The organism is Paracoccus alcaliphilus (assembly GCF_028553725.1).
GTDB classification, from domain to species: Bacteria; Pseudomonadota; Alphaproteobacteria; order Rhodobacterales; family Rhodobacteraceae; genus Paracoccus; species Paracoccus alcaliphilus.
Genome location: NZ_CP067124.1, coordinates 1,428,862 through 1,450,153 on the forward strand (window position 1 = coordinate 1,428,862; position 21,292 = coordinate 1,450,153).

Consider the following 21,292-nt stretch of genomic DNA (forward strand, 5'->3'; position numbering starts at 1 on the left):
GATGACCGCGCTCGATTTCTCGACAATCCTGCCCGAGCTTTTGCTGGCCATCTATGCGCTGGTGGCGCTGATGGCGGGGGCTTATCTGGGCAAGGATGCCATCGCCCGGCAGATCCTGTGGGTCACTGTGGCGGTGCTGCTGTTGCTGGCCGTCAACCTGGGGCTGACCGACCGGCCGGAGGGCGTGGCCTTCTTCGGCATGTTCATCGATGACGCCTTCGCCCGCTTTGCCAAGGTCACCGTGCTGATCGCCGCCGCCGCCGTTCTGGCGATGAGCGCCGATTACATGCACCGGACCAAATTCCTGCGGTTCGAGTTTCCGATCCTGATTGTTCTGGCCATCATCGGTATGATGATCATGGTGTCGGCGGGCGATCTGCTCAGCCTCTATATGGGGTTGGAACTGCAATCGCTGGCGCTGTATGTCGTGGCCGCCATGCGCCGTGACAGCGTGAAATCGTCCGAAGCGGGGCTTAAATATTTCGTTCTGGGCGCCTTCAGCTCGGGGATCCTGCTTTACGGTGCCTCGCTGGTTTACGGTTTCTCCGGCACGACCAGCTTTGCGGGCATCATCACCACCATCGCGTCGGATCAGATGTCGCTGGGGGTGCTGTTCGGCATGGTCTTCCTGATGGTCGGTCTGGCCTTCAAGGTCTCTGCCGTGCCGTTCCATATGTGGACGCCCGATGTCTATGAGGGCGCGCCGACGCCGGTCGCCGCCTTCTTTGCCACCGCGCCCAAGGTCGCCGCGATGGCGCTGATCGCGCGGCTGCTGTTCGAGGCTTTCGGCACCGTGCCGGGCGACTGGGGGCAGATCATCGCGGCGCTGGCGGTGATGTCGATGTTCCTCGGCTCCATCGCCGGGATCGGGCAGCGCGACATCAAGCGGCTGATGGCCTATTCCTCGATCGCGCATATGGGGTTTGCGCTGGTCGGGCTGGCGGCGGGAACGGCCTATGGCGTGCAGACCATGCTGCTTTACATGGCCATCTATGCGGTGATGAACGTGGGCACCTTCGCCTTCATCCTGTCGCTGGAGCGTGAGGGCCGTCCGGTCACCGATCTGGCCAGTTTGAACCAGTTGGGCAAGGCGGAACCGTTGAAGGCGCTGGCCGTGCTGCTGCTGATGTTCAGCCTTGCCGGGGTGCCGCCGCTTCTGGGCTTCTTCGCCAAGTTCGGCGTGCTGGCGGCGGCGGTCGATGCGGGCATGGCGTGGCTGGCGGTGGCGGGCGTTATCGCCTCGGTCATCGGCGCGTTCTATTACCTGCGCATCGTCTATTACATGTATTTCGGCGAGGAAGCCGAAGGCGTGTCCTGTCGCATGGGTGCGGTGCAGCTGACCGCGCTGCTGGTGCCCGCGCTGGTGCTGATCCTTGGCGCGATCACCATGCTGGGGGTCGAGGACGCGGCTGCGCTGGCCGCGCAATCGCTGGTGGGCGGAGAGGTCGCCGCCGTGGTCGAGCCTGCGCTGGGTGGCTGAGCCATCGCGGCACATCTGGCCCGAGGGTGTGGCCAGACATATCCTCGAACGGGTGGACAGCACCAATGCCGAAGCGATGCGGCTGGCCCCCACGCTTGGCGGGCCGGCATGGATTCTGGCGCGGCGGCAAGTGGCCGGTCGCGGCCGGCGGGGGCGGGCATGGGCCGACCCGCCGGGGAACTTCGCCGCCACGCTGGTGATGCGCCCCGAGGGCGGGCCGGGCGATGCGGCGCGGCTGTCCTTTGTGGCGGCGCTGGCGCTTTATGATGCGCTTGGCGGGCTGATCGGCCCGCATGGACGGCTGGCGCTGAAATGGCCCAATGACGTGTTGCTGAATGGCGGCAAGCTGTCGGGTATTCTTCTGGAAAGCAGCGGCACCGGGCCGGGCGTTCACGCGCTGGCCATCGGGGTCGGCGTCAATCTGGCCGCCGCCCCCGACAATGCCGTGGTGGAAGGCGGCGCGCTGCGCCCCGTCAGCCTGAAGGACGAGACCGGTCTGACCATCCTGCCCGAGGAATTGCTGGACGCGCTGGCCCCCGCCTTCGACCATTGGCAGCGCCAGCAGCGCGATTTCGGCTTTGCCACGATCCGCAATGCCTGGCTGGCCCGCGCCGCCCGACTGGGCGAAACCATCATCGCCCGCACCGGCCAGTCCGAAACCGAGGGGCGTTTCGACGGCATCGACGATTCCGGCGCGTTGATGTTGACCACATCACGGGGCAGGGTGCTGATCCCCGCCGCCGACATCTATTTCCGCGAGGGCTGAGATGCTGCTCTGTATCGATACCGGCAATACGAACACGATCTTTTCCGTCTGGGACGGCGAGAAGTTTCTGGCCCATTGGCGGATCAGCACCAATCACCGCCGCACGGCGGACGAATATTTCGTCTGGCTGACGACGCTGATCGAGGCGCAGAAGCTGGACCTGCAAATCAACGCCTGCATCATCAGCGCCACCGCGCCGCGCGTCGTGTTCAACCTGCGGGTACTGTGCAACCGCTATTTCGACACGCGCCCGCTGGTGGTGGGGCGGCCCGACTGCCTGCTGCCGGTGGCGCCGCGGGTGGATTTCGGCACCACGGTCGGGCCTGACCGGCTGGTGAATACGGTGGCCTCGTTCGACCGGCATGGCGGCGACCTGATCGTGGTCGATTTCGGCACCGCGACGACCTTTGACGTGGTCGATGCGGATGGGGCGTATATCGGGGGGGTGATCTCGCCGGGGGTGAACCTGTCGCTGGAGGCGTTGCATATGGGTGCCGCCAGCCTGCCGCATGTCGATGTGACCTTGCCACAGATGGTGATTGGCACCAATACGGTCGCCTGTATCCAGTCGGGCATCTTCTGGGGCTATATCGGGCTGGTCGAAGGCATTGTGAACAAGATCCGGGACGAACATGGCAAAACCATGAAGGTGGTGGCCACCGGAGGGCTTGCGCCGCTGTTCGATCAGGGATTTGATCTTTTCGACGCAATCGAGGACGACCTGACGGTGCACGGCCTGCGATTGATACATGATTTTAACAAGGAGATGGGCAATGGCTGAGCGCCTGATCTATCTGCCGCTTGGCGGCGCGGGCGAAATCGGCATGAACGCCTATGTCTATGGATATGGCGCGCCGGGCAAGGAAAGGCTGATCCTGATCGATCTGGGGGTGACCTTCGGCGACATGGACGGCACTCCCGGCATCGATCTGATCATGCCGGACATGACGTGGCTGGAAAAGAACCGCGACCGGCTGGAGGCGATCTTCATCACCCACGGGCATGAGGATCATCTGGGCGCCCTGGGCCATCTGTGGCAGCGTCTGGGCGTGCCGATCTATGCCCGCCAGTTCACCGGCGCGCTGGTGCGACTGAAGCTGGAGGAAATGGGCCATCCCGGCAATACGGTGAACATCACCGGCGCCCGCCCCGAGGTGACCCGGATCGGGCCGTTCACGGTGCAATTCGTGCCGGTCAGTCACTCGATCCCCGAAAGCGCGGCGCTGATCATCGACACGCCTGCGGGCCGCATCCTGCATACCGGCGATTTCAAGCTGGACGGCACGCCGGTCGTGGGTGACCCCTTCGACCCCGAGATGTGGCACGAGATCGCCAATGAGGGGCGCGGCGTCAAGGTTCTGGCCTGCGACTCGACCAATATCTTCACGCCCCATCCGGGCCGGTCCGAGGCGCTGCTGGCCGATCCGATCCGCGAATGGGTGCTGTCGCAGCCCAATCTGGTCGTCGCCACCACGTTTGCCAGCAATATCGCGCGGCTGAAGACGCTGGCCGAGGCCGCCATTGCCGCGGGCCGCAAGGTCTGCCTGCTGGGCCGGGCGATGCGGCGGATGGTTTCGGTCGGGATGGAAACCGGGGTGCTGACCGATTTCCCCGACACGATCAGCCCCGAAGAGGCCACGAACCTGCCGCGCAATCAGGTGATGCTGATCGTCACCGGATCGCAGGGCGAACGCCGCGCCGCCAGTGCGCAATTGTCGCGCGGCCGCTATCTGGGGTTGCAGTTGAAAGAGGGCGACAGCTTTCTGTTCAGTTCCCGCACCATTCCCGGCAATGAACGCGGCGTCAGCCGCATCATGAACGCGCTGAGCGAGCTGGGGGTCGAGGTCTATGACGCCGATGACGGGTTCTATCACGTCTCGGGCCATGCCAACCGCCCCGATATCGAGGCGCTGCATGATCTGCTGAAGCCGCGCATCGTCATTCCCATGCATGGCGAGCATCTGCATCTGCGCGAGCATGTGCAGCTGGCCCGTGCCAAGGGGCTGGCAGCCGAAATCGCGGTTAACGGCAATGTGCTGGACCTGACCGGCGATGCGCCGAAGATCGTGGATCAGGTCGAGACCGGCCGGGTCTATCTGGATGGCACGGTGCTGATCGGCGCGATGGACGGGATCGTGCGCGACCGCATCCGCATGGCGCTGAACGGTCATGCGCTGGTCAGCGTGATCGTGGACGAGGAAGACAACGCGCTGCCCGATGCCTGGGTCGAGCTGATGGGCCTGTCCGACCGCACCCGTGGCGGCGCCGATCTGGCGGGGCATATCGAGGGCGAACTGGCCGAATTCCTTGAAGGGGCCGATGCCAGAACCGTCGGCAATGATGCCAAGCTGGACGAGGCGCTGCGCCGGATCACCCGTCAGGTCTCGATGGAAGAGATCGGCAAGAAGCCAGAAGTGACCGTCATCATCAGCCGGTTGATGGCGGATTGAGGTTGCGGGGGCAAAGCCGGGGGCCAGCCCCCCGGCCCCCCGGGATATTTGAGCACCAGTGATATGGAGGCGGCGCGAATTTCGGTCAGCGATCTTGACCCGGAGGCGGGGTTGCGGCACATCCCCGCGCCATGAGTGACACGCCGAAATCCGCTTTCGATCCGAATCCGCCGCGCCGCAACTTTTATGGGCGGCGACATGGCAAGACCCTGCGCCAGAGCCAGAAGGGCTATCTGTCCGAGGATCTGGGCGATCTGCGTCCGCGTGGCATCACCTTGCAGGACAATCCCGACCGCAAGCCCGTCGATCCGGCCGGTTTCTTTGGCGACGACCGCCCGATCTGGCTGGAGATCGGCTTTGGCGGGGGCGAGCATATGGTGCATATGGCCGCCCGCTATCCTCAGATCGGCATGATCGGTTGCGAGCCTTTCATCAATGGCGTCGCCATGCTGCTGGGCAAGATCCGTGCGGCGGGGGTCGGCAATGTCAGCGTTCATCCGGGCGATGCGCGTGATCTGATGGATGTGTTGCCGGACGCCTCGATCAGTCGCGCCTTTCTGAACTATCCCGATCCCTGGCCCAAGGCGCGCCATCACCGGCGCCGTTTTGTCACGCCCGAGCATCTGGTTCCGCTGGCCCGCGTCATGCGGCCGGGGGCGCAGTTCCGGGTTGCGACCGATATTCCCGATTATGTGCGCCAGACACTGGAAGAGGTGCCGCCAGCCGGTTTCGATCTGGTGTCCGAGGGGTCGCAGCCCTGGGATGACTGGTTGTCCACCCGCTATGAGCAGAAGGCGCTGCGCGAGGGGCGGGTGCCGCATTATGTCACCTTCCGCCGTCAGGGCGGGGAAACCGGGTGATTTTACGCCATGGCGCGGCATCGGGCATTGGTGCCGCAAGGCATCCCATATGCGGCGTCGTCTTGCCGTTCGGTTTTTCGGCATTGAAATTTACCTGATATAACCTCTATGTTGCATTCATGCGCCTTGCGGCCCGCAACGATGGGTTGAATGCGCCGACAGTTTCGCAGCGCGGCACCTCTGATCCCGACCGGATGGCGGGCAGTAAGCGTCACGCGGGAAAACGCGTCCGGGCAGCGACTTTCGCGCCAGGACGGTGACAGACAGTGACCCGGTTGGTTCGTGCCGCCGGGTATTTCGAAGGAACAGACGCGATGACGCGCGTGCAGGATGGATCAGAGAGCGGCAGGCGGGTGATGAACCCGGTCCCGGCCTGTTCTGTCCTTGCCGCGATGCCCGTGTCCTTATCATACCGCAGCCGGAATCCGGGGGAACCGATGGTTCCACCCGGTTTCCGCCTGCGCGAAAGACATAAAAATGGCAAAGAAAATGCTGATCGACGCCACCCATGCCGAGGAAACTCGGGTGGTGGTGGTGGACGGAACCAAGGTCGAAGAATTTGATTTCGAGACTGTAAACAAAAGGCAAATTTCGGGAAATATCTATCTGGCCAAGGTGACGCGGGTCGAACCCTCGTTGCAGGCGGCCTTTGTGGATTATGGCGGGAACCGGCACGGTTTTCTGGCCTTTGCCGAGATTCATCCCGATTATTACCAGATCCCCTCCGCCGATCGCGAGGCGCTGATGGCCGAGGAGCGCGCCTATGCCGAGGCGCAGGAGGCGGAAGAGGCCAGCAACCGTGGCCGCCGCCGCAGGTCATCGACCCGTCCGCAGCGGGCCGAGAATGCGGATGAGACCGTCACGGCGGAAGTCGCGGGCGACGAGGCGTCGGAGACGGATGATGCCGGGTCCGGTGACACCGGGACCAGTGATGCCGTGGCGCATGACGAGGCCGCAAGCGCCGATGCCGCATCCGGCAATGAGGTCGCGCAGGACGATGGCAACGGTTCCGATGACGATTCCGGCGATTCGGGTCGCAGCGATGCCGGCGACAAGGACGAGAATATCGAATCGGTGGCCGACGAGGATGTCTCGGAAGAGATCAACACCCGTCGCAAGCCGCGCCCGCGCCGCTACAAGATCCAGGAGGTCATCAAGGTCCGGCAGATCATGCTGGTCCAGGTGGTCAAGGAAGAGCGTGGCACCAAGGGCGCGGCACTGACCACCTATCTCTCGCTGCCCGGCCGTTACTGCGTGCTGATGCCCAATACCGCACGCGGCGGCGGGATCAGCCGCAAGATCACCAATGTCGCCGACCGCAAGAAGCTGAAGGACATCGCCGCCGAACTGTCGGTGCCGAAGGGCGCCGGGCTGATCATCCGCACCGCGGGCAGCCAGCGCACCCGGACCGAAATCAAGCGCGATTACGAATATCTGCTGCGCCTGTGGGAACAGATCCGCGACCTGACCTTCCAGTCGGTTGCCCCTGCGCCGATCTATGAGGAAGGCGATCTGATCAAGCGCACCATCCGCGATCTCTACAGCAAGGAGATCGACGAGGTGCTGGTCGAGGGCGAACGCGGCTATCGCGTGGCCAAGGACTTCATGAAGATGATCATGCCGTCCCATGCCCGCAACGTGAAGCATTACGCCGACCCGATGCCGCTTTTCGCCCGCTATCAGGTGGAAAGCTATCTGGGCGGCATGTTCAACCCGGTGGTGCAGCTGAAGTCCGGCGGCTATATCGTCATCGGCGTGACCGAGGCGCTTGTCGCCATCGACGTGAACTCGGGCCGGGCGACCAAGGAAGGCTCGATCGAGGATACGGCGCTCAAGACCAACCTCGAGGCCTCGGATGAGGTGGCGCGCCAGTTGCGTCTGCGCGATCTGGCCGGGCTGATCGTCATCGACTATATCGACATGGAAGAGCGTCGTAACAACGCCGCTGTCGAGAAGCGTCTGAAGGACCGGCTGAAATCGGACCGTGCGCGGATTCAGGTGGGCCGCATCTCGGGCTTCGGCCTGATGGAGATGAGCCGCCAGCGCCTGCGCCCCGGCATGCTGGAATCGACCACGCAGCCCTGCGCCCATTGTCACGGCACCGGCCTGATCCGTTCCGATGACAGCCTTGCGCTGACCATCCTGCGCGCCATCGAGGAAGAGGGCACCCGCAAGCGGTCGCGCGAAGTGCTGGTCAAGGCGCCGGTCGCGGTCGTCAACTATCTGATCAACGCCAAGCGCGAACATGTCGCCGGGATCGAGGCGCGCTATGGCCTTTCGGTCCGGCTGGAGGCCGATCCGGCGCTGATCTCGCCCGATTACGCCATCGAAAAGTTCAAGACCGCGACCCGTGTGCTGCCCGAAGTGACCCATGCCGCGCTGTCCGTCGATGCCAGCCTGATGGCGCAGATCGACGACGAGGACGACGACGATCTGGTCAGCGAGGATCAGGAGACCGACGATCACCACGCCGAGGCCGATCAGTCGGCCGATAATGGCGACAATGGTGCCGAGGACGAGAATGGCGAGGGCCGCAATCGTCGTCGCCGGCGGCGCAGGCGGCGGCGGACGGGCGATCAGCCCGACCGCGCGGAAGGCGATGACGCTAATGGCGACGACTCCAATGGCGATGTCGAGGATGACATCACCGTCGGGACCGAAACCGACAGCCCCGCCCCCGAAGGCGAGGCGGAAGGCGACGGCGGCAACCGGCGCCGTTCGCGCGGCCGGTCACGCTCGCGTCGCCGCAAGCCCGAGGATGCCGCCGCGCTGCCCGAGGTCGTGGATCTGCGCGATCAGGTCGAGGATGCCCGGGCCGAGGGGCTGCCGGGTGTGAACGCCGCGAAACGCGCCGAAGTGACCGCGCCTCAGGAAACGGCTGAACCGCAGGAACAGGCGCAACCGCAGGAACAGGCCGCAGAAGCGCCGGTCGCGGAACCCGCGGTCGAGGATGCGCCTGCCCCGGCTGTCGCCGAACTCGTCCTGGAACCGGTGGTCGAGGACAGCGCAGTCGCCGAAGCGGAACCTGAAGCCGAGGCCGAACAGCCCGAGCAAGCGGAACCCGCAATCGAGCCGACCGAGGCCGAGCCCGCGCAGGAACAGCCTCAACCCGCCCTTGCCGAGGCCGAGGACAACCGGCCCAAGCGCCGCGGCTGGTGGTCGGTCGGAAGCTGAACGACCACGGACAGGATGAACAGGGGCGCAGGGATTTCCTGCGCCCTTTTCGTGACATGCACGAAGGCGTGACGTCCTGACCACTGGCCCCGCCCGCGCCAAAGGCTAAAGTGCCGCCCATGCTGGGAATCGAACTTGCCACCGCCGCCTTTCTGCCCGCCGCCTTCGTGGCGCTGCTGGCGGGCTTGCTGTCCTTTCTGTCGCCCTGCGTGCTGCCGATCGTGCCGCCCTATCTGGCCTATATGACCGGGGTGGGCGTCGGCGGGCTGAAATCGGGCGAACGCAGCGCGGTGCTGCCCGCCTGTTTCTTCGTGCTGGGCCTTTCGACGGTGTTTCTGGTGATGGGTTTCGCCGCCTCGGCCTTCGGGCGCGCCTTCCTGCAATATCAGGAGGTGCTGGCCAAGGTCGCCGGGGTCATGGTCATCGTGATGGGGCTGCATTTCCTGCATGTGTTCCGCATCCCGATCCTTGACCACGAGGCGCGGCTGGAGGCGGGTCGACAGGATGGCGGTGCCTTCGGCGCCTATATCCTCGGCCTTGCCTTTGCCTTCGGCTGGACCCCCTGCATCGGCCCGCAACTGGGCATGATCCTGTCGCTGGCCGCAACCGGAGGCGAGCTGTCGCGCGGTACCGGCCTGCTTGCGGTCTATGCGCTGGGGCTGGGGATCCCCTTCCTGCTGTCGGCGATCTTCATCAACCGTGCCATCGGGGTGATGAACCGCATCAAGCCCTGGCTGAAAACCATCGAAAGAGCGATGGGCCTGCTGCTGATCCTGGTGGGTGTGATGCTGGTGACCGGGGCATTCTCGGCCTTTGCCTTCTGGCTGCTGGAAACCTTCCCGATCCTCGCCGAACTGGGCTGACCCCCGGGACAATCCCCGATCCCCTCGCACTCCTGAAAAATACCTTGGGGGAGTCGCGAAGCGACGGGGGCAAAGCCCCCATCCCTGCTTTCCCTTACGAAATCCTGTCAAGTATCTGCGAGCATGCTGCAATCGATTATGGCGCAGGCGCAGCTTTCGGGTTATGCTCGCCCGCAGATCCGGGACAAACCGGACATGATCAGAGGCAGTGACGGCGGTACCCCATGACCGAGATGGTCTTTGGCACCACGCCCATCCGGGCGGGTGATCCGATTCTTCCCCGCTGGTGGCGGACGCTGGACAAATGGTCCCTGGCCTGTGTGCTGGGCCTGTTTGCGATGGGTTTGCTGCTGGGACTGGCGGCATCCGTGCCGCTGGCGGAAAAGAACAATCTGGCCCGCTTCTATTATGTCCAGCGACAGGCCTTCTTTGGCGGTGTCGCGATCTGCGTGATGCTGGTCATTTCGATGCTGTCGCCGCGTCAGGTGCGCAGACTGGGCGTTCTGGGCTTTGCCCTGTCCTTCCTGCTGATCCTTGCGCTGCCGGTGATCGGAACCGATTTCGGCAAGGGCGCGACCCGCTGGCTCAGCCTTGGCTTCGTATCGCTGCAACCGTCCGAGTTCCTGAAACCCGGTTTCGTCGCGCTCTGTGCATGGTGCATGGCGGCGTCGCAACAGGTTGGCGGGCCTCCGGGGCGTATGATCTCGCTGGGGGCGGCGATCGCGGTCGTGCTGCTGCTGGCGCTGCAACCCGATTTCGGGCAGGCCTCGCTGGTGCTGTTCTCGTGGGGTGTGATGTATTTCGTGTCGGGCGCCTGGCTGTTGCCGCTGATGCTGGTGGCGGGGCTGGCGATCGTCGGGGGGATCTTCTCCTATGGCGCGTCCGAGCACTTTGCCCGCCGCATCGACGGCTTTCTGTCGCCCGAAATCGACCCGCGCACCCAGATCGGCTATGCCACCCATGCGATCAAGGAAGGCGGCTTCTTCGGTGTTGGCGTCGGCGAGGGCAGCGTGAAATGGCAATTGCCCGATGCCCATACCGATTTCATCATCGCCGTCGCGGCCGAGGAATATGGCCTGATCATGGTGCTTGCGATCATTGCGCTTTACGCGATCATCGTGGTGCGCAGCCTGCTGCGGATGATGCGCGAACGTGATCCCTTCACCCGCATCGCCGGATCCGGGATGGCCTGCGCCTTTGGGGTGCAGGCGCTGATCAATATGGGCGTGGCCGTGCGACTGCTGCCCGCCAAGGGGATGACCCTGCCGTTTGTCAGCTATGGTGGTTCGTCCGTGATCGCCTCGGGGATCGCGGTCGGCATGTTGCTGGCGCTGACCCGGTCGCGCCCGCAGGGCGAGCTGGGCGAATTGTTGCGGCGGGGCCGCTGATGCCGTCGGTTGCCGACCATGCACCGCTGGCGCTGATTGCCGCCGGTGGCACCGGCGGGCATATGTTTCCTGCCCAGTCGCTGGCCGAGCTGTTGTTGGCCGAGGGCTGGCGTGTCAAGCTGTCCACCGATGATCGCGGCGCGCGCTATGCCGGGGCCTTCCCGCCCGAGGTCGCGCGCGAAGTCGTCCCTTCCGCCACCACCGCGCGCGGCGGGCTGGCGGGCAAGCTGGCCGCGCCCTTCCGGATCGCCGCAGGCGTGCTGGCGGCGCGGCGCGGCTTTCGCCGGGACCGGCCCGCCATCGTGATCGGCTTTGGCGGCTATCCCACCATTCCGGCGCTGTCGGCGGCGGTGATGATGGGGCTGCCGCGCATGATTCATGAACAAAATGGCGTGATGGGCCGCGTGAACCGCAGCTTTGCGTCGCGCGTCCATCGCGTCGCCTGCGGCACCTGGCCGACCGAATTGCCCGACGGCATCAGCGCCACCCATACCGGCAACCCGGTTCGCGGCGCCGTGCTGGAACGGGCCGGGGCGCCCTATGCCGCGCCGGGCGATGGGGCGCTGAATCTGCTGGTGATCGGCGGCTCTCAGGGGGCGCGGGTGCTGTCGGATGTGGTGCCTGCCGCCATTGCCGCCTTGCCTGATGATCTGCGAAAACGCCTTCATATCAGTCATCAGGCCCGGGCCGAGGATGGCCAGCGCGTGACCGAAGCCTATCGCGCCGCAGGTGTCGCGGCCGAGGTTCAGCCCTTCTTTGCCGATGTGCCCGAACGGATCGCCGACGCGCAACTGGTCATCAGCCGGGCGGGCGCGTCTTCGATCGCCGATATCACTGCCATTGGCCGGCCCGCGATCCTGATCCCCTATGCGGTGGCGGCGGGCGATCACCAGACCGCCAATGCCCGCGCCCTGTCAGGGGCGGGGGCGGCGAAACTGTGCCCGGAATCGGGGCTTGACGCCAACGGCCTTGCGGGTGACATCCTCGCGATCCTTTCCGACCCCGCGCAGGCGCAAGCCATGGCCAGGGCTGCGTTATCCCTTGGCCGGCCCGATGCGGCACGGCGACTCTATGAAATCGTGACGGAGATAGCGACATGAACGCCGCCACCAAGCTGCCCGGAGAACTGGGCCCGATCCACTTTGTCGGGATCGGCGGGATCGGCATGTCCGGCATTGCCGAGGTGCTGCTGACCCTTGGCTATCAGGTGCAGGGCAGCGATCTGAAACGCTCGAAGATCACCGACCGGCTGGAAGGGCTGGGCGCGCAGATCTTCGAGGGCCAGAGGGCCGAAAATATCGGCGATGCCGGGGTGGTGGTGATCTCGACCGCGATCCGCAAGGGCAATCCCGAACTGGAAGAGGCCCGCCGCCGTGGCATGCCCGTTGTGCGCCGCGCCGAGATGCTGGCCGAACTGATGCGGATGAAATCGAACATCGCCATCGCCGGAACGCATGGCAAGACCACCACCACAACGATGGTGGCGACGCTGCTGGATGCCGGCGGGCTGGACCCGACGGTCATCAATGGCGGCGTGATCCACGCTTACGGCTCGAACGCGCGGGCGGGCGAGGGCGAATGGATGGTGGTCGAGGCCGATGAGAGCGATGGCAGCTTCAACCGCTTGCCCGCCGATATCGCCATCATCACCAATATCGACCCCGAACATATGGAGCATTGGGGCAGTTTCGATGCGCTGCGTCAGGGGTTCTATGATTTCGCCTCGGGCATTCCCTTCTATGGGCTGGCCGTCTGCTGCACCGATCACCCCGAGGTTCAGGCGCTGGTGGGCAAGCTGACCGACCGCCGCGTCGTCACCTTCGGCTTCAACGCGCAGGCGGATGTGCGGGCGATGAACCTGCATTATGAAAACGGCATCGCCCATTTCGACATCGCCTTGCAGAACGAAGGTCCCTCTGAGACCGGCGATATCGAGATGATCGAGGGCTGCACCCTGCCGATGCCGGGCGATCACAACGTCTCGAACGCGCTGTCGGCGGTGGCCGTGGCCCGCCATCTGGGCATGAAAAAGGCCGAGATCCGCGAGGCGCTGGCAAAATTCGGCGGCGTCGGCCGGCGCTTTACCCGCGTCGGAGAGGTGGGGGGCGTCACCATCATCGACGATTACGGCCATCACCCGGTCGAGATCGCGGCGGTGCTGAAGGCTGCCCGTCAGGCGACCAATGGCCGGGTGATCGCGGTGCACCAGCCGCATCGCTATTCCCGCCTGTCGAACCTGTTCGACGATTTCTGCACCTGCTTCAACGAGGCCGATGTCGTCGCCATCGCCGAGGTCTATGCCGCAGGCGAGGATCCGATTCCCGGCGCCAACCGTGACGATCTGGTCGCCGGGCTGATCGCCCACGGCCACCGCCACGCCCGCGCCATCCTGTCCGAAGACGATCTGGAACGGCTGGTCCGCGAACAGGCCCGCCCCGGTGACATGGTGGTCTGCCTTGGTGCGGGCACCATCTCGGCCTGGGCCAACGGATTGCCGGCGCGTCTGCAAGGGCAGGCGGCGTGACCCAGCCGCATTATATCTCGTTGCTGTTCGTCGCGATCTGGCTGGTGATGGCCTGCCTGATCCCGTTTCTGCGCGCGCAGCACCGGCCCGCGGCCTTCTGGGCGATGGTTCTGGTGGGCGTGCCGGTGCTGGGCTGGCTGACGCTGCATTGGGGGCCGGGCATCGGTTTCGGCACGCTGGTTCTGGCGCTTTGGGTGCTGCTGCGTTCGCCCCTTGACCCGTCGCGCCGCCGTCGCGGAAATATTCACAGCGGGCTGCATTAGGAATGTCGCGGGATGGATGCCAGCATTCCCGCCGATCCCGCATCCGCGCCTGTTTCGGGCTTCTGATCCGCAGGCGGGGATGCTAACTCTCTGTGCCATGACCAGCGAACTTCCCCAGACCCGAGGCAACCTGATCCCGAACCGCGCCCTTGACGGGCTGACATGGCTGCGGGTGGGCGGGCCTGCCGACTGGCTGTTCCAGCCCGCCGATGCCGGTGATCTGGCGGATTTTCTGCGCGATCTGGACCCGGCCATTCCGGTCTTTCCCATGGGCGTGGGCAGCAATCTGATCGTGCGCGACGGCGGTATTCGCGGCGTGGTGATCCGGCTGGGGCGCGGCTTCAATACGGTGACGGTCGAGGGCGATCTGGTCACGGCAGGGGCCGCCGCGCTGGATGCACAGGTGGCCAAACGCGCCGCCGATGCCGGGCGCGACCTGACCTTCTTGCGCACCATCCCCGGCAGTATCGGCGGGGCGGTGCGGATGAATGCGGGCTGTTACGGCTGTTACGTCGCGGATCATCTGGTTCAGGCCCGCGCCGTCACCCGCGACGGGCGCGAGGCGATGCTGACGCCGTCCGACCTGAATTTCGCCTATCGCCATTCGGATCTGCCCGAGGGCTGGGTGCTGACCGAGGCCACATTCCGCGCCGCCCCCGGCGATCCCGACGCGCTGCATGACAGGATGGCCGCGCAACTGGCCAAACGCGACGAGACCCAGCCGACCCGCGAACGCAGCGCCGGTTCGACCTTCCGCAACCCGGCGGGCTTCAGCTCGACCGGGCGCGAGGACGACACCCATGACCTCAAGGCGTGGTCGCTGATCGACCGGGCGGGCCTGCGCGGGCACAGCTGGGGTGGGGCGCAGATGTCGGAAAAGCACCCGAATTTCCTGTTGAATACCGGCGGCGCCACGGCGGCCGAACTGGAGGCGCTGGGGGAACTGGTGCGCCGCCGCGTGCTGGAGGACAGCGGCCATGAGCTGCAATGGGAGGTGATCCGCATCGGCGATCCGCTTCCCGAGGCCGGGGACGCCCCCTGATTCGCCGCATGGGCCGGTAATCGCCAATATTCTGATGCGATTGCGATAAATGGCCCTTTTGTGATTCGTTCTTTGCGGCTATTCTGACCGGGCAGGCAGCGAACCGGGTCAACCCGGCATTGCCAAAATGGTAAAACAGCCCGGAAAAACCGGGCGCGAAAGGCGAAAACGTGGCGGGCAGGTCGAGCAGGACAGCCCATACCGTAGCCGTTCTGATGGGCGGACCCTCGGCTGAACGCGAGGTGTCCCTGTCCTCGGGTCGCGAATGCGCGGCGGCATTGCGGGTGGCGGGCTTTGAAGTGATCGAGATCGATCCGGGTGCGACACCCGGTACCGGCTTTGTGTCCGAACTGGACCGGGCGCGGCCCGATGTCGTGTTCAACGCGCTGCATGGCCGCTGGGGCGAGGATGGCTGCGTGCAGGGCATCCTTGAATGGCTGCGGCTGCCCTATACCCATTCGGGGGTTCTGGCCTCGGCCCTTGCGATGGACAAAAGCCGGGCCAAGGATGCGTTTCGCACCGCCGGTCTGCCCATCGTCGAAAGCGTGATCGCGGATGCCGATGAGGTCCGCCGCCGCCATGTCATCGCGCCGCCCTATGTGGTCAAGCCGAATGACGAGGGGTCTTCGGTCGGGGTCTATATCGTCCATGACGGCGCCAACCAGCCGCCGCAACTGGCTGATACCATGCCCGCGCGGGTGATGGTCGAAACCTATGCCCCGGGCCGAGAGCTGACCACCACGGTCATGGGCGACCGCGCGCTGGGGGTGACCGAGATCATCACCGAGGGCTGGTATGACTATGACGCCAAATATTCCGTCGGTGGGTCGCGTCATGTGATCCCGGCCGAAATTCCCGCCGACATTCAGGCCGCTTGCCTCGATTACGCGCTGCGCGCCCATGTCGCGCTGGGATGCCGGGGTCTGTCGCGCACCGATTTCCGCTGGGACGAGGCGCGCGGTCTGGACGGTCTGATCCTGCTGGAGGTGAACACCCAGCCGGGCATGACGCCCACCTCTCTGGCCCCCGAACAGGCCGCCCATGCCGGGATCGACTTTCCCACGCTGATGCGCTGGATGGTGGAGGACGCGCTGTGTCCCAGGTGATCGACCATCGTCCGGGCCGCCAGCAGGCCGCCGCCCCTCAACCCGCGCCGCAGCAGGTGAACCGGGTCCGTCGCGATCCGGCGCCGTCGCGGCTGAAATACCGGTTGGAGCGGATGTGGCTGCGCCCGATCTGGCGGCGCCTTGTGCGCCTTGGGCTGCCCGTCTTTCTGGTCGCCATGACCGCTGGCATCTGGCTGTCGGACGAGGATCGCCGCGCGACGCTGACCGATGGCATCGACGGCATGGTCCGCAAGGTCCAGAGCCGAGAGGAATTCATGGTCAAGACGATGACCATCGAGGGCGCGACGCCGGTTGTCGAAAACGCCCTGCGCGCCATGCTGCCGGTCGATCTGCCCGCCTCCAGTTTCGATCTGGACCTGACGGCGCTGCGGTTGCAGGTGATGCGGCTGGATGCGGTCGAAAGCATCGATCTGCGGGTCAGGCCGGGCGGGGTGCTGGCGGCTTCGGTCAAGGAGAGGGTGCCGGCGCTGCTGTGGCGCCACGGTCGCGGGATCGAGATCCTTGATGCGGGCGGCCACCGGGTGGCCAGCGTGACATCGCGCGAGGTGCGGGCCGATTTGCCGCTGATCGCCGGAGAGGGAGCCGACCTTGCCGCGGCCGAGGCGCTGGCGCTGATCGACGCCGCCGGGCCGATCCTGCCGCGTGTGCGCGGGCTGGTGCGGCGCGGAGAGAGGCGCTGGGATGTGGTGCTGGATCACGGCCAGCGGATCATGCTGCCCGCCGACGGCGCGGTGATCGCGCTGGAGGTGGCGGTGACGCTGCACGGCAAGGAAGACCTTCTGGGGCGCGATATCGACGTGGTCGATCTGCGCGATCCCACCCGCCCGGTCATGCGGCTGGGCATCAATGCCAGAAACACGATTCGTTCCGCACGCGGGATCCCTCTGCTGGGGCCCGACGGACGGGTTGTTGACGACAAGCAGGGGGGCTGAGCGATGGCGGCACTGTATCAAACGCAACGGGCAATGCGGAACATGCGGCGCGCGGCTTTGCAACGCGGCGTGATCGGGATTCTGGATGTCGGAACCTCGAAGATTTCCTGCCTCGTGCTGAACTTCGACGGCACCGGCACCTTCCGCGAAACCGATGGCGTCGGGCCGATGGCGGGACAGGTGAATTTCCGCGTGATCGGTGCCGCCTCGACCCGTTCGCGCGGGATGCGTCACGGCGAGATCGAGACGATGGGCGAAACCGAAAAGGCGATTCGCACCGTGGTCCAGCAGGCGCAGAAGATCGCCGGTGTCCGCGTCGATCACGTCATCGCCTGCCTGTCGGGCGGGCGTCCGGCGTCATATGGGCTGGCGGGGGAAATCGCGCTGCCCTCGGGCAAGGTGACGGAACAGGATATCGCCGCGGTTCTGGCCGCATGCGATGCGCCGGATTTCGGCCGGGGACGAGAGGTCCTGCACGCGCAGCCGGTGAATTTTGCGGTCGATAACCGCTCGAATCTGGCCGATCCGCGCGACCATTCCGGCAACAAGCTGGCCTGCGACATGCATGTGCTGACGGTCGATGGCGATGCGGTCGGCAATCTGGTGCAATGTATCCGGCGCTGCGATCTGGAACTGGCGGGCATCGCCTCGGCCTCTTATGCGGCGGGTCGGGCGGCGCTGGTCGAGGATGAACAGGAACTGGGTGCGGCCTGTATCGACTTTGGTGGCGGCGGCACCGGCGTTTCGATTTTCATCAAGAAACACATGATCTTCTCGGATGTTGTTCGAATTGGCGGCAATCTGGTGACGCAGGATATCGCGCAGGGACTGCGGGTCTCGTTGCCCGTGGCCGAGCGGCTGAAGACCCTGAATGGCGGGATCGAGGCCACCGGCCGCGACGATCGGGACATGATCGAGGTTGGCGGCGATACCGGCGACTGGGAATCGGATCGCCGCACCGTCAGCCGAGCCGATGTCATCGGGGTGATGCGGCCAAGGGTCGAGGAAATTCTGGAGAACGTGCGCGAAGTCCTTGATGCGGCTGGATTTGATTACCTGCCCAGCCAGCAGATCGTGCTGACTGGCGGCGGCAGCCAGATCCCCGGTCTGGACGGGCTGGCGGCGCGGATTCTGGGGCCGACCATCCGCTGCGGGCGTCCGTTGCGCATCGACGGGCTGGCGCATCAGTTCACCGATCCCAGCTTTTCCAGCGCGGTGGGGCTGGCGCTGTTCGCCGCCCATCCGCAGGACGAATGGTGGGATTTCGAGATCCCGGCGGACAGTTATTCCGCGCGCAGCCTGCGCCGGGCCTATCGCTGGTTCCGCAACAACTGGTGACGGTGCGAACTCTTGTCCTATGGTGGAGGGGTGGCCCTTCCACTATATTGTGGTGTCGTGGCAAGATACCGCCGAGAGTTGCGGAATTCACCGCCAGATTTTGCGTTACTTCGCCCTTTTTCGGGTGACGTGACGCTGCATAGGGGCTACGATTGCCCGTAATACGGGGATTCGAGCGGGCGGCCCGCGCCCGGCCAGATCGACGACAACAGGCGGAAACCATGAACCTCAATCTGATGATGAACGACGAAGAAGAGCTGAAGCCGCGGATCACCGTCTTCGGTGTTGGCGGGGCAGGCGGCAACGCGGTCAACAACATGATCGAAAAACAGCTCGGCGGGGTCGAGTTCGTGGTTGCCAATACCGATGCGCAGGCGCTGTCCAGCTCTCGCGCGAACAACCGCGTCCAGATGGGTCCGAAAGTGACTGAAGGTCTGGGCGCGGGGGCGAAGCCCTCGATCGGCGCCAAGGCGGCCGAGGAAACCATCGAGGATATCGTCGATCACCTGATGGGCGCGCATATGTGCTTCATCACGGCAGGCATGGGCGGCGGCACCGGCACCGGCGCGGCCCCGATCATCGCGCAGGCCGCGCGCGAGATGGGCATTCTGACCGTCGGCGTGGTGACCAAGCCCTTCCAGTTCGAGGGCAGCAAGCGGATGCGTCAGGCCGAAGAGGGCGTCGAAGCCCTGCAAAAGGTCGTCGATACGCTGATCATCATCCCGAACCAGAACCTGTTCCGGATCGCGAACGAAAAGACCACCTTCACCGAAGCCTTCGCCATGGCCGACGACGTGCTGTATCAGGGCGTCAAGGGCGTGACCGACCTGATGGTGCGTCCGGGCCTGATCAACCTCGACTTCGCCGACGTGCGCGCGGTGATGGACGAGATGGGCAAGGCGATGATGGGTGCGGGCGAAGCCTCGGGCGACAACCGCGCGCAAGAGGCCGCCGAGCGCGCCATCGCCAACCCGCTGCTGGACGAGATCAGCCTGACCGGCGCCAAGGGCGTGCTGATCAACATCACCGGCGGCTATGACATGACCCTGTTCGAACTGGACGAGGCCGCCAATGTCATCCGCGACAAGGTCGATTCGGATGCGAACATCATCGTCGGCTCGACGCTGGACCCGGACATGGAAGGCACCATCCGCGTGTCGGTCGTGGCCACCGGCATCGACGCTGCCGCCGCCGCCGCTGGGGGCGAGATCCCGGCGGCGCGTCGCAGCATGGCCGAGCCGCTGACCCAGAACCCGGCCGTCGCGCAGAAAGAGGCACCCGCCCGTGTGGACAGCGCCCGCGTGGACGATGTCGATCAGGTGCCGCCGCGCCGCATGCCCGCGCCTCGCGCCGAGGCCCGCCCGGCTGAACCGGTCGCGCATGACGACGATATGCCCGCCCCGGCCTACAACGCCCGCCCGGCGCGTCCGGCCGCTCCGGCTCCGGCGCCCTCGCTGGATCAGGGCACGGATACCTTCGTCGCCCCGACCCGCGGCACGGCTGCGGCCCCCTCGGCGGCTCAGGTGCAGGAACGTCTGCGCCGTGCGGTCGAAAATCAGCCAGCCCGCGCCGCCCAGAACGCAGCGCCCGCGCCGCAGAACGAGCATGATCGCCATCAGGGCCGCATGGCCGGTCTGGGCCGTATGCTGGAGCGGATCGCGGGTCATTCGGGCGATCAGCCGGCGGGCAAACCCGCCGCCGCCTCGATCGCGGAACGTGTCAACGACCGGATGGCCGTGCGTTCGCGCCAGCAGCAGCCCGAATTTGACGATCTGGCCAACCCGGACAGCGCGCAGGACAATGTCGAAATCCCGGCTTTCCTGCGTCGTCAGGCAAACTGACCCCATCACGAATCTGACACAATCGGAAATCGGAAGGGCCGCCCGCAGCGGCCCTTTTATTTTGTTTTTCAGTATCTTGACGGGGCACCCGCAGGGGTGGTGCCGGGGCGGGGCGCGAATGTTTCACCCCGTCACAAAACGTTAATTGAATGCCCCGGGCACCCGGCCTAGCTGAGATGAACCGGAGTGAATTGATTCCGGATGGAATAATAGACAGGCAGGCATGACATGCAGGCGACGCTGAAATCCAGATGTGTGTTCACCGGGGTCGGGCTTCATTCCGGCGCCCCGGCGCGGCTGGAGATTCATCCGGCCCCCGCCGGGTTCGGCATCATGTTCCGTCGCACCGACCTGAACCCTTCGGTCGATATCCCGGCCCGCTGGGACCGCGTCACGCCCTCGAAGCTGTGCACGCTGATGGATAACGGGCAGGGCGTGACCCTGTCCACGGTCGAACATATCATGGCCGCGCTGGCCGGGACCGGCATCCATAACGCGCTGGTCAGCGTCGATGGCCCCGAGGTTCCGATTCTCGACGGCTCGGCGGCGCCTTTCGTGCGGGGTATCCTGCGCGCGGGGATCCAGATACAGGCCCAGCCGCTGCGCGCCATCCGCGTGCTGCGCCCGGTCGAGGTGCGCGAGGGCGAGGCCTTCGCCCGCCTGACCCCGGCCGATCATCTTGAGATCGATTTCGAGATCGACTTTACCGATGCCGCCATCGGCCATCAGGAGAAGGTGCTGGACATGGCCAATGGCGCGTTCCTGCGCGAACTGGCCGACAGCCGCACCTTCTGCCGTCAGGCCGATGTCGATGCGATGCGCAAGAACGGCCTGGCCCTTGGCGGCACATATATGAACGCGGTCGTGGTCGATGGCGCGCGGGTGCTGACGCCGGGCGGTCTGCGCCACGCCGATGAGGCTGTGCGCCACAAGATGTTGGACGCGATGGGCGATCTGGCACTGGCCGGTGCGCCGCTTCTGGCGCGCTATACCGGGCATCGCGCCGGTCACGCCATGACCAACCGGCTGCTGCGGGCGCTGTTCGCGGACCCGACGGCATGGGAATGGGTGACCTGCTCGGACGAGATGGAGAGCCGTCTTCCGGGTGCCGGAGTCGCCGCCTATGGCGCGGATGCGGGAATCGCTGCGGTGGCCGTCTGAGGCTGCCACCGCAGGGCAAAATACCGCCGCTTTTCCCCATCGGTCAACTTCTGCAAAACACGCGCGGAATTCAACGGATTGCC

The 21,292-nt window shown here is 65.5% G+C and carries 17 protein-coding genes; all 17 read left to right on the forward strand.

The annotated features are described in order from the left end of the window. The first annotated feature begins 1 nt into the window (after position 1). Entirely contained in the window at positions 2 to 1,480 is a 1,479-nt protein-coding gene (gene nuoN / locus JHW40_RS07245; RefSeq protein ID WP_090613134.1) for an NADH-quinone oxidoreductase subunit NuoN, read from the forward strand. Then, complete coding sequence (locus JHW40_RS07250) at positions 1,473 to 2,246, forward strand: biotin--[acetyl-CoA-carboxylase] ligase (protein ID WP_244519229.1); 774 nt, start codon at positions 1,473 to 1,475, stop codon at positions 2,244 to 2,246. The genes nuoN and JHW40_RS07250 overlap by 8 nt, the downstream gene beginning before the upstream one ends. A 1-nt stretch (position 2,247) precedes the next feature. Then, positions 2,248 to 3,027, forward strand: coding sequence for a type III pantothenate kinase (locus JHW40_RS07255; RefSeq protein ID WP_090613131.1), 780 nt, complete (start codon positions 2,248 to 2,250; stop codon positions 3,025 to 3,027). After that, positions 3,020 to 4,696 carry a ribonuclease J gene (locus tag JHW40_RS07260; protein WP_090613129.1) on the forward strand — a complete coding sequence of 559 codons (1,677 nt, stop codon included), beginning with the start codon at positions 3,020 to 3,022 and terminating at the stop codon, positions 4,694 to 4,696. Before JHW40_RS07255 ends, JHW40_RS07260 begins: the two co-directional genes overlap by 8 nt. Before the next feature lie 131 nt (positions 4,697 to 4,827). Then, a complete protein-coding gene (trmB, locus tag JHW40_RS07265) occupies positions 4,828 to 5,556 on the forward strand; it encodes a tRNA (guanine(46)-N(7))-methyltransferase TrmB (RefSeq protein ID WP_090613126.1) in 729 nt (242 codons plus the stop codon). Positions 5,557 to 6,033: 477 nt separating this feature from the next. Next, positions 6,034 to 8,730, forward strand: a complete 2,697-nt coding sequence (locus tag JHW40_RS07270) for an Rne/Rng family ribonuclease (protein ID WP_090613124.1) — start codon at positions 6,034 to 6,036, stop codon at positions 8,728 to 8,730. A 119-nt stretch (positions 8,731 to 8,849) separates the two neighbouring features. Next, the gene (locus tag JHW40_RS07275) at positions 8,850 to 9,593 is read left to right on the forward strand and encodes a cytochrome c biogenesis CcdA family protein (RefSeq protein ID WP_090613121.1); all 744 of its coding nucleotides are present in this window, start codon (positions 8,850 to 8,852) and stop codon (positions 9,591 to 9,593) included. A gap of 224 nt (positions 9,594 to 9,817) precedes the next feature. Beyond that, a complete protein-coding gene (locus JHW40_RS07280) occupies positions 9,818 to 10,981 on the forward strand; it encodes a peptidoglycan glycosyltransferase FtsW (RefSeq protein ID WP_090613119.1) in 1,164 nt (387 codons plus the stop codon). Further along, a complete protein-coding gene (locus tag JHW40_RS07285) occupies positions 10,981 to 12,081 on the forward strand; it encodes a UDP-N-acetylglucosamine--N-acetylmuramyl-(pentapeptide) pyrophosphoryl-undecaprenol N-acetylglucosamine transferase (RefSeq protein WP_090613117.1) in 1,101 nt (366 codons plus the stop codon). Before JHW40_RS07280 ends, JHW40_RS07285 begins: the two co-directional genes overlap by 1 nt. After that, positions 12,078 to 13,505 carry a UDP-N-acetylmuramate--L-alanine ligase gene (gene murC, locus JHW40_RS07290; protein WP_090613116.1) on the forward strand — a complete coding sequence of 476 codons (1,428 nt, stop codon included), beginning with the start codon at positions 12,078 to 12,080 and terminating at the stop codon, positions 13,503 to 13,505. The genes JHW40_RS07285 and murC overlap by 4 nt, the downstream gene beginning before the upstream one ends. Continuing rightward, positions 13,502 to 13,768 carry a DUF2484 family protein gene (locus JHW40_RS07295; RefSeq protein ID WP_244519228.1) on the forward strand — a complete coding sequence of 89 codons (267 nt, stop codon included), beginning with the start codon at positions 13,502 to 13,504 and terminating at the stop codon, positions 13,766 to 13,768. The genes murC and JHW40_RS07295 overlap by 4 nt, the downstream gene beginning before the upstream one ends. Before the next feature lie 97 nt (positions 13,769 to 13,865). Beyond that, positions 13,866 to 14,810: a UDP-N-acetylmuramate dehydrogenase gene (murB, locus tag JHW40_RS07300; protein WP_090613113.1), complete on the forward strand. Its 945-nt coding sequence runs from the start codon at positions 13,866 to 13,868 to the stop codon at positions 14,808 to 14,810. Positions 14,811 to 15,025: 215 nt separating this feature from the next. Continuing rightward, positions 15,026 to 15,916 (forward strand): D-alanine--D-alanine ligase, encoded by an 891-nt coding sequence (locus JHW40_RS07305; protein WP_244519227.1) that lies wholly within the window; start codon positions 15,026 to 15,028, stop codon positions 15,914 to 15,916. Then, the gene (locus JHW40_RS07310) at positions 15,904 to 16,869 is read left to right on the forward strand and encodes a cell division protein FtsQ/DivIB (protein ID WP_244519226.1); all 966 of its coding nucleotides are present in this window, start codon (positions 15,904 to 15,906) and stop codon (positions 16,867 to 16,869) included. Before JHW40_RS07305 ends, JHW40_RS07310 begins: the two co-directional genes overlap by 13 nt. A 3-nt stretch (positions 16,870 to 16,872) precedes the next feature. Next, positions 16,873 to 18,207 carry a cell division protein FtsA gene (gene ftsA, locus JHW40_RS07315; protein WP_090613109.1) on the forward strand — a complete coding sequence of 445 codons (1,335 nt, stop codon included), beginning with the start codon at positions 16,873 to 16,875 and terminating at the stop codon, positions 18,205 to 18,207. A 221-nt stretch (positions 18,208 to 18,428) separates the two neighbouring features. Beyond that, a complete protein-coding gene (gene ftsZ, locus JHW40_RS07320) occupies positions 18,429 to 20,048 on the forward strand; it encodes a cell division protein FtsZ (RefSeq protein WP_090613106.1) in 1,620 nt (539 codons plus the stop codon). A gap of 228 nt (positions 20,049 to 20,276) precedes the next feature. Then, positions 20,277 to 21,209, forward strand: coding sequence for a UDP-3-O-acyl-N-acetylglucosamine deacetylase (gene lpxC / locus JHW40_RS07325; RefSeq protein WP_090613104.1), 933 nt, complete (start codon positions 20,277 to 20,279; stop codon positions 21,207 to 21,209). Positions 21,210 to 21,292: the final 83 nt, after the last annotated feature.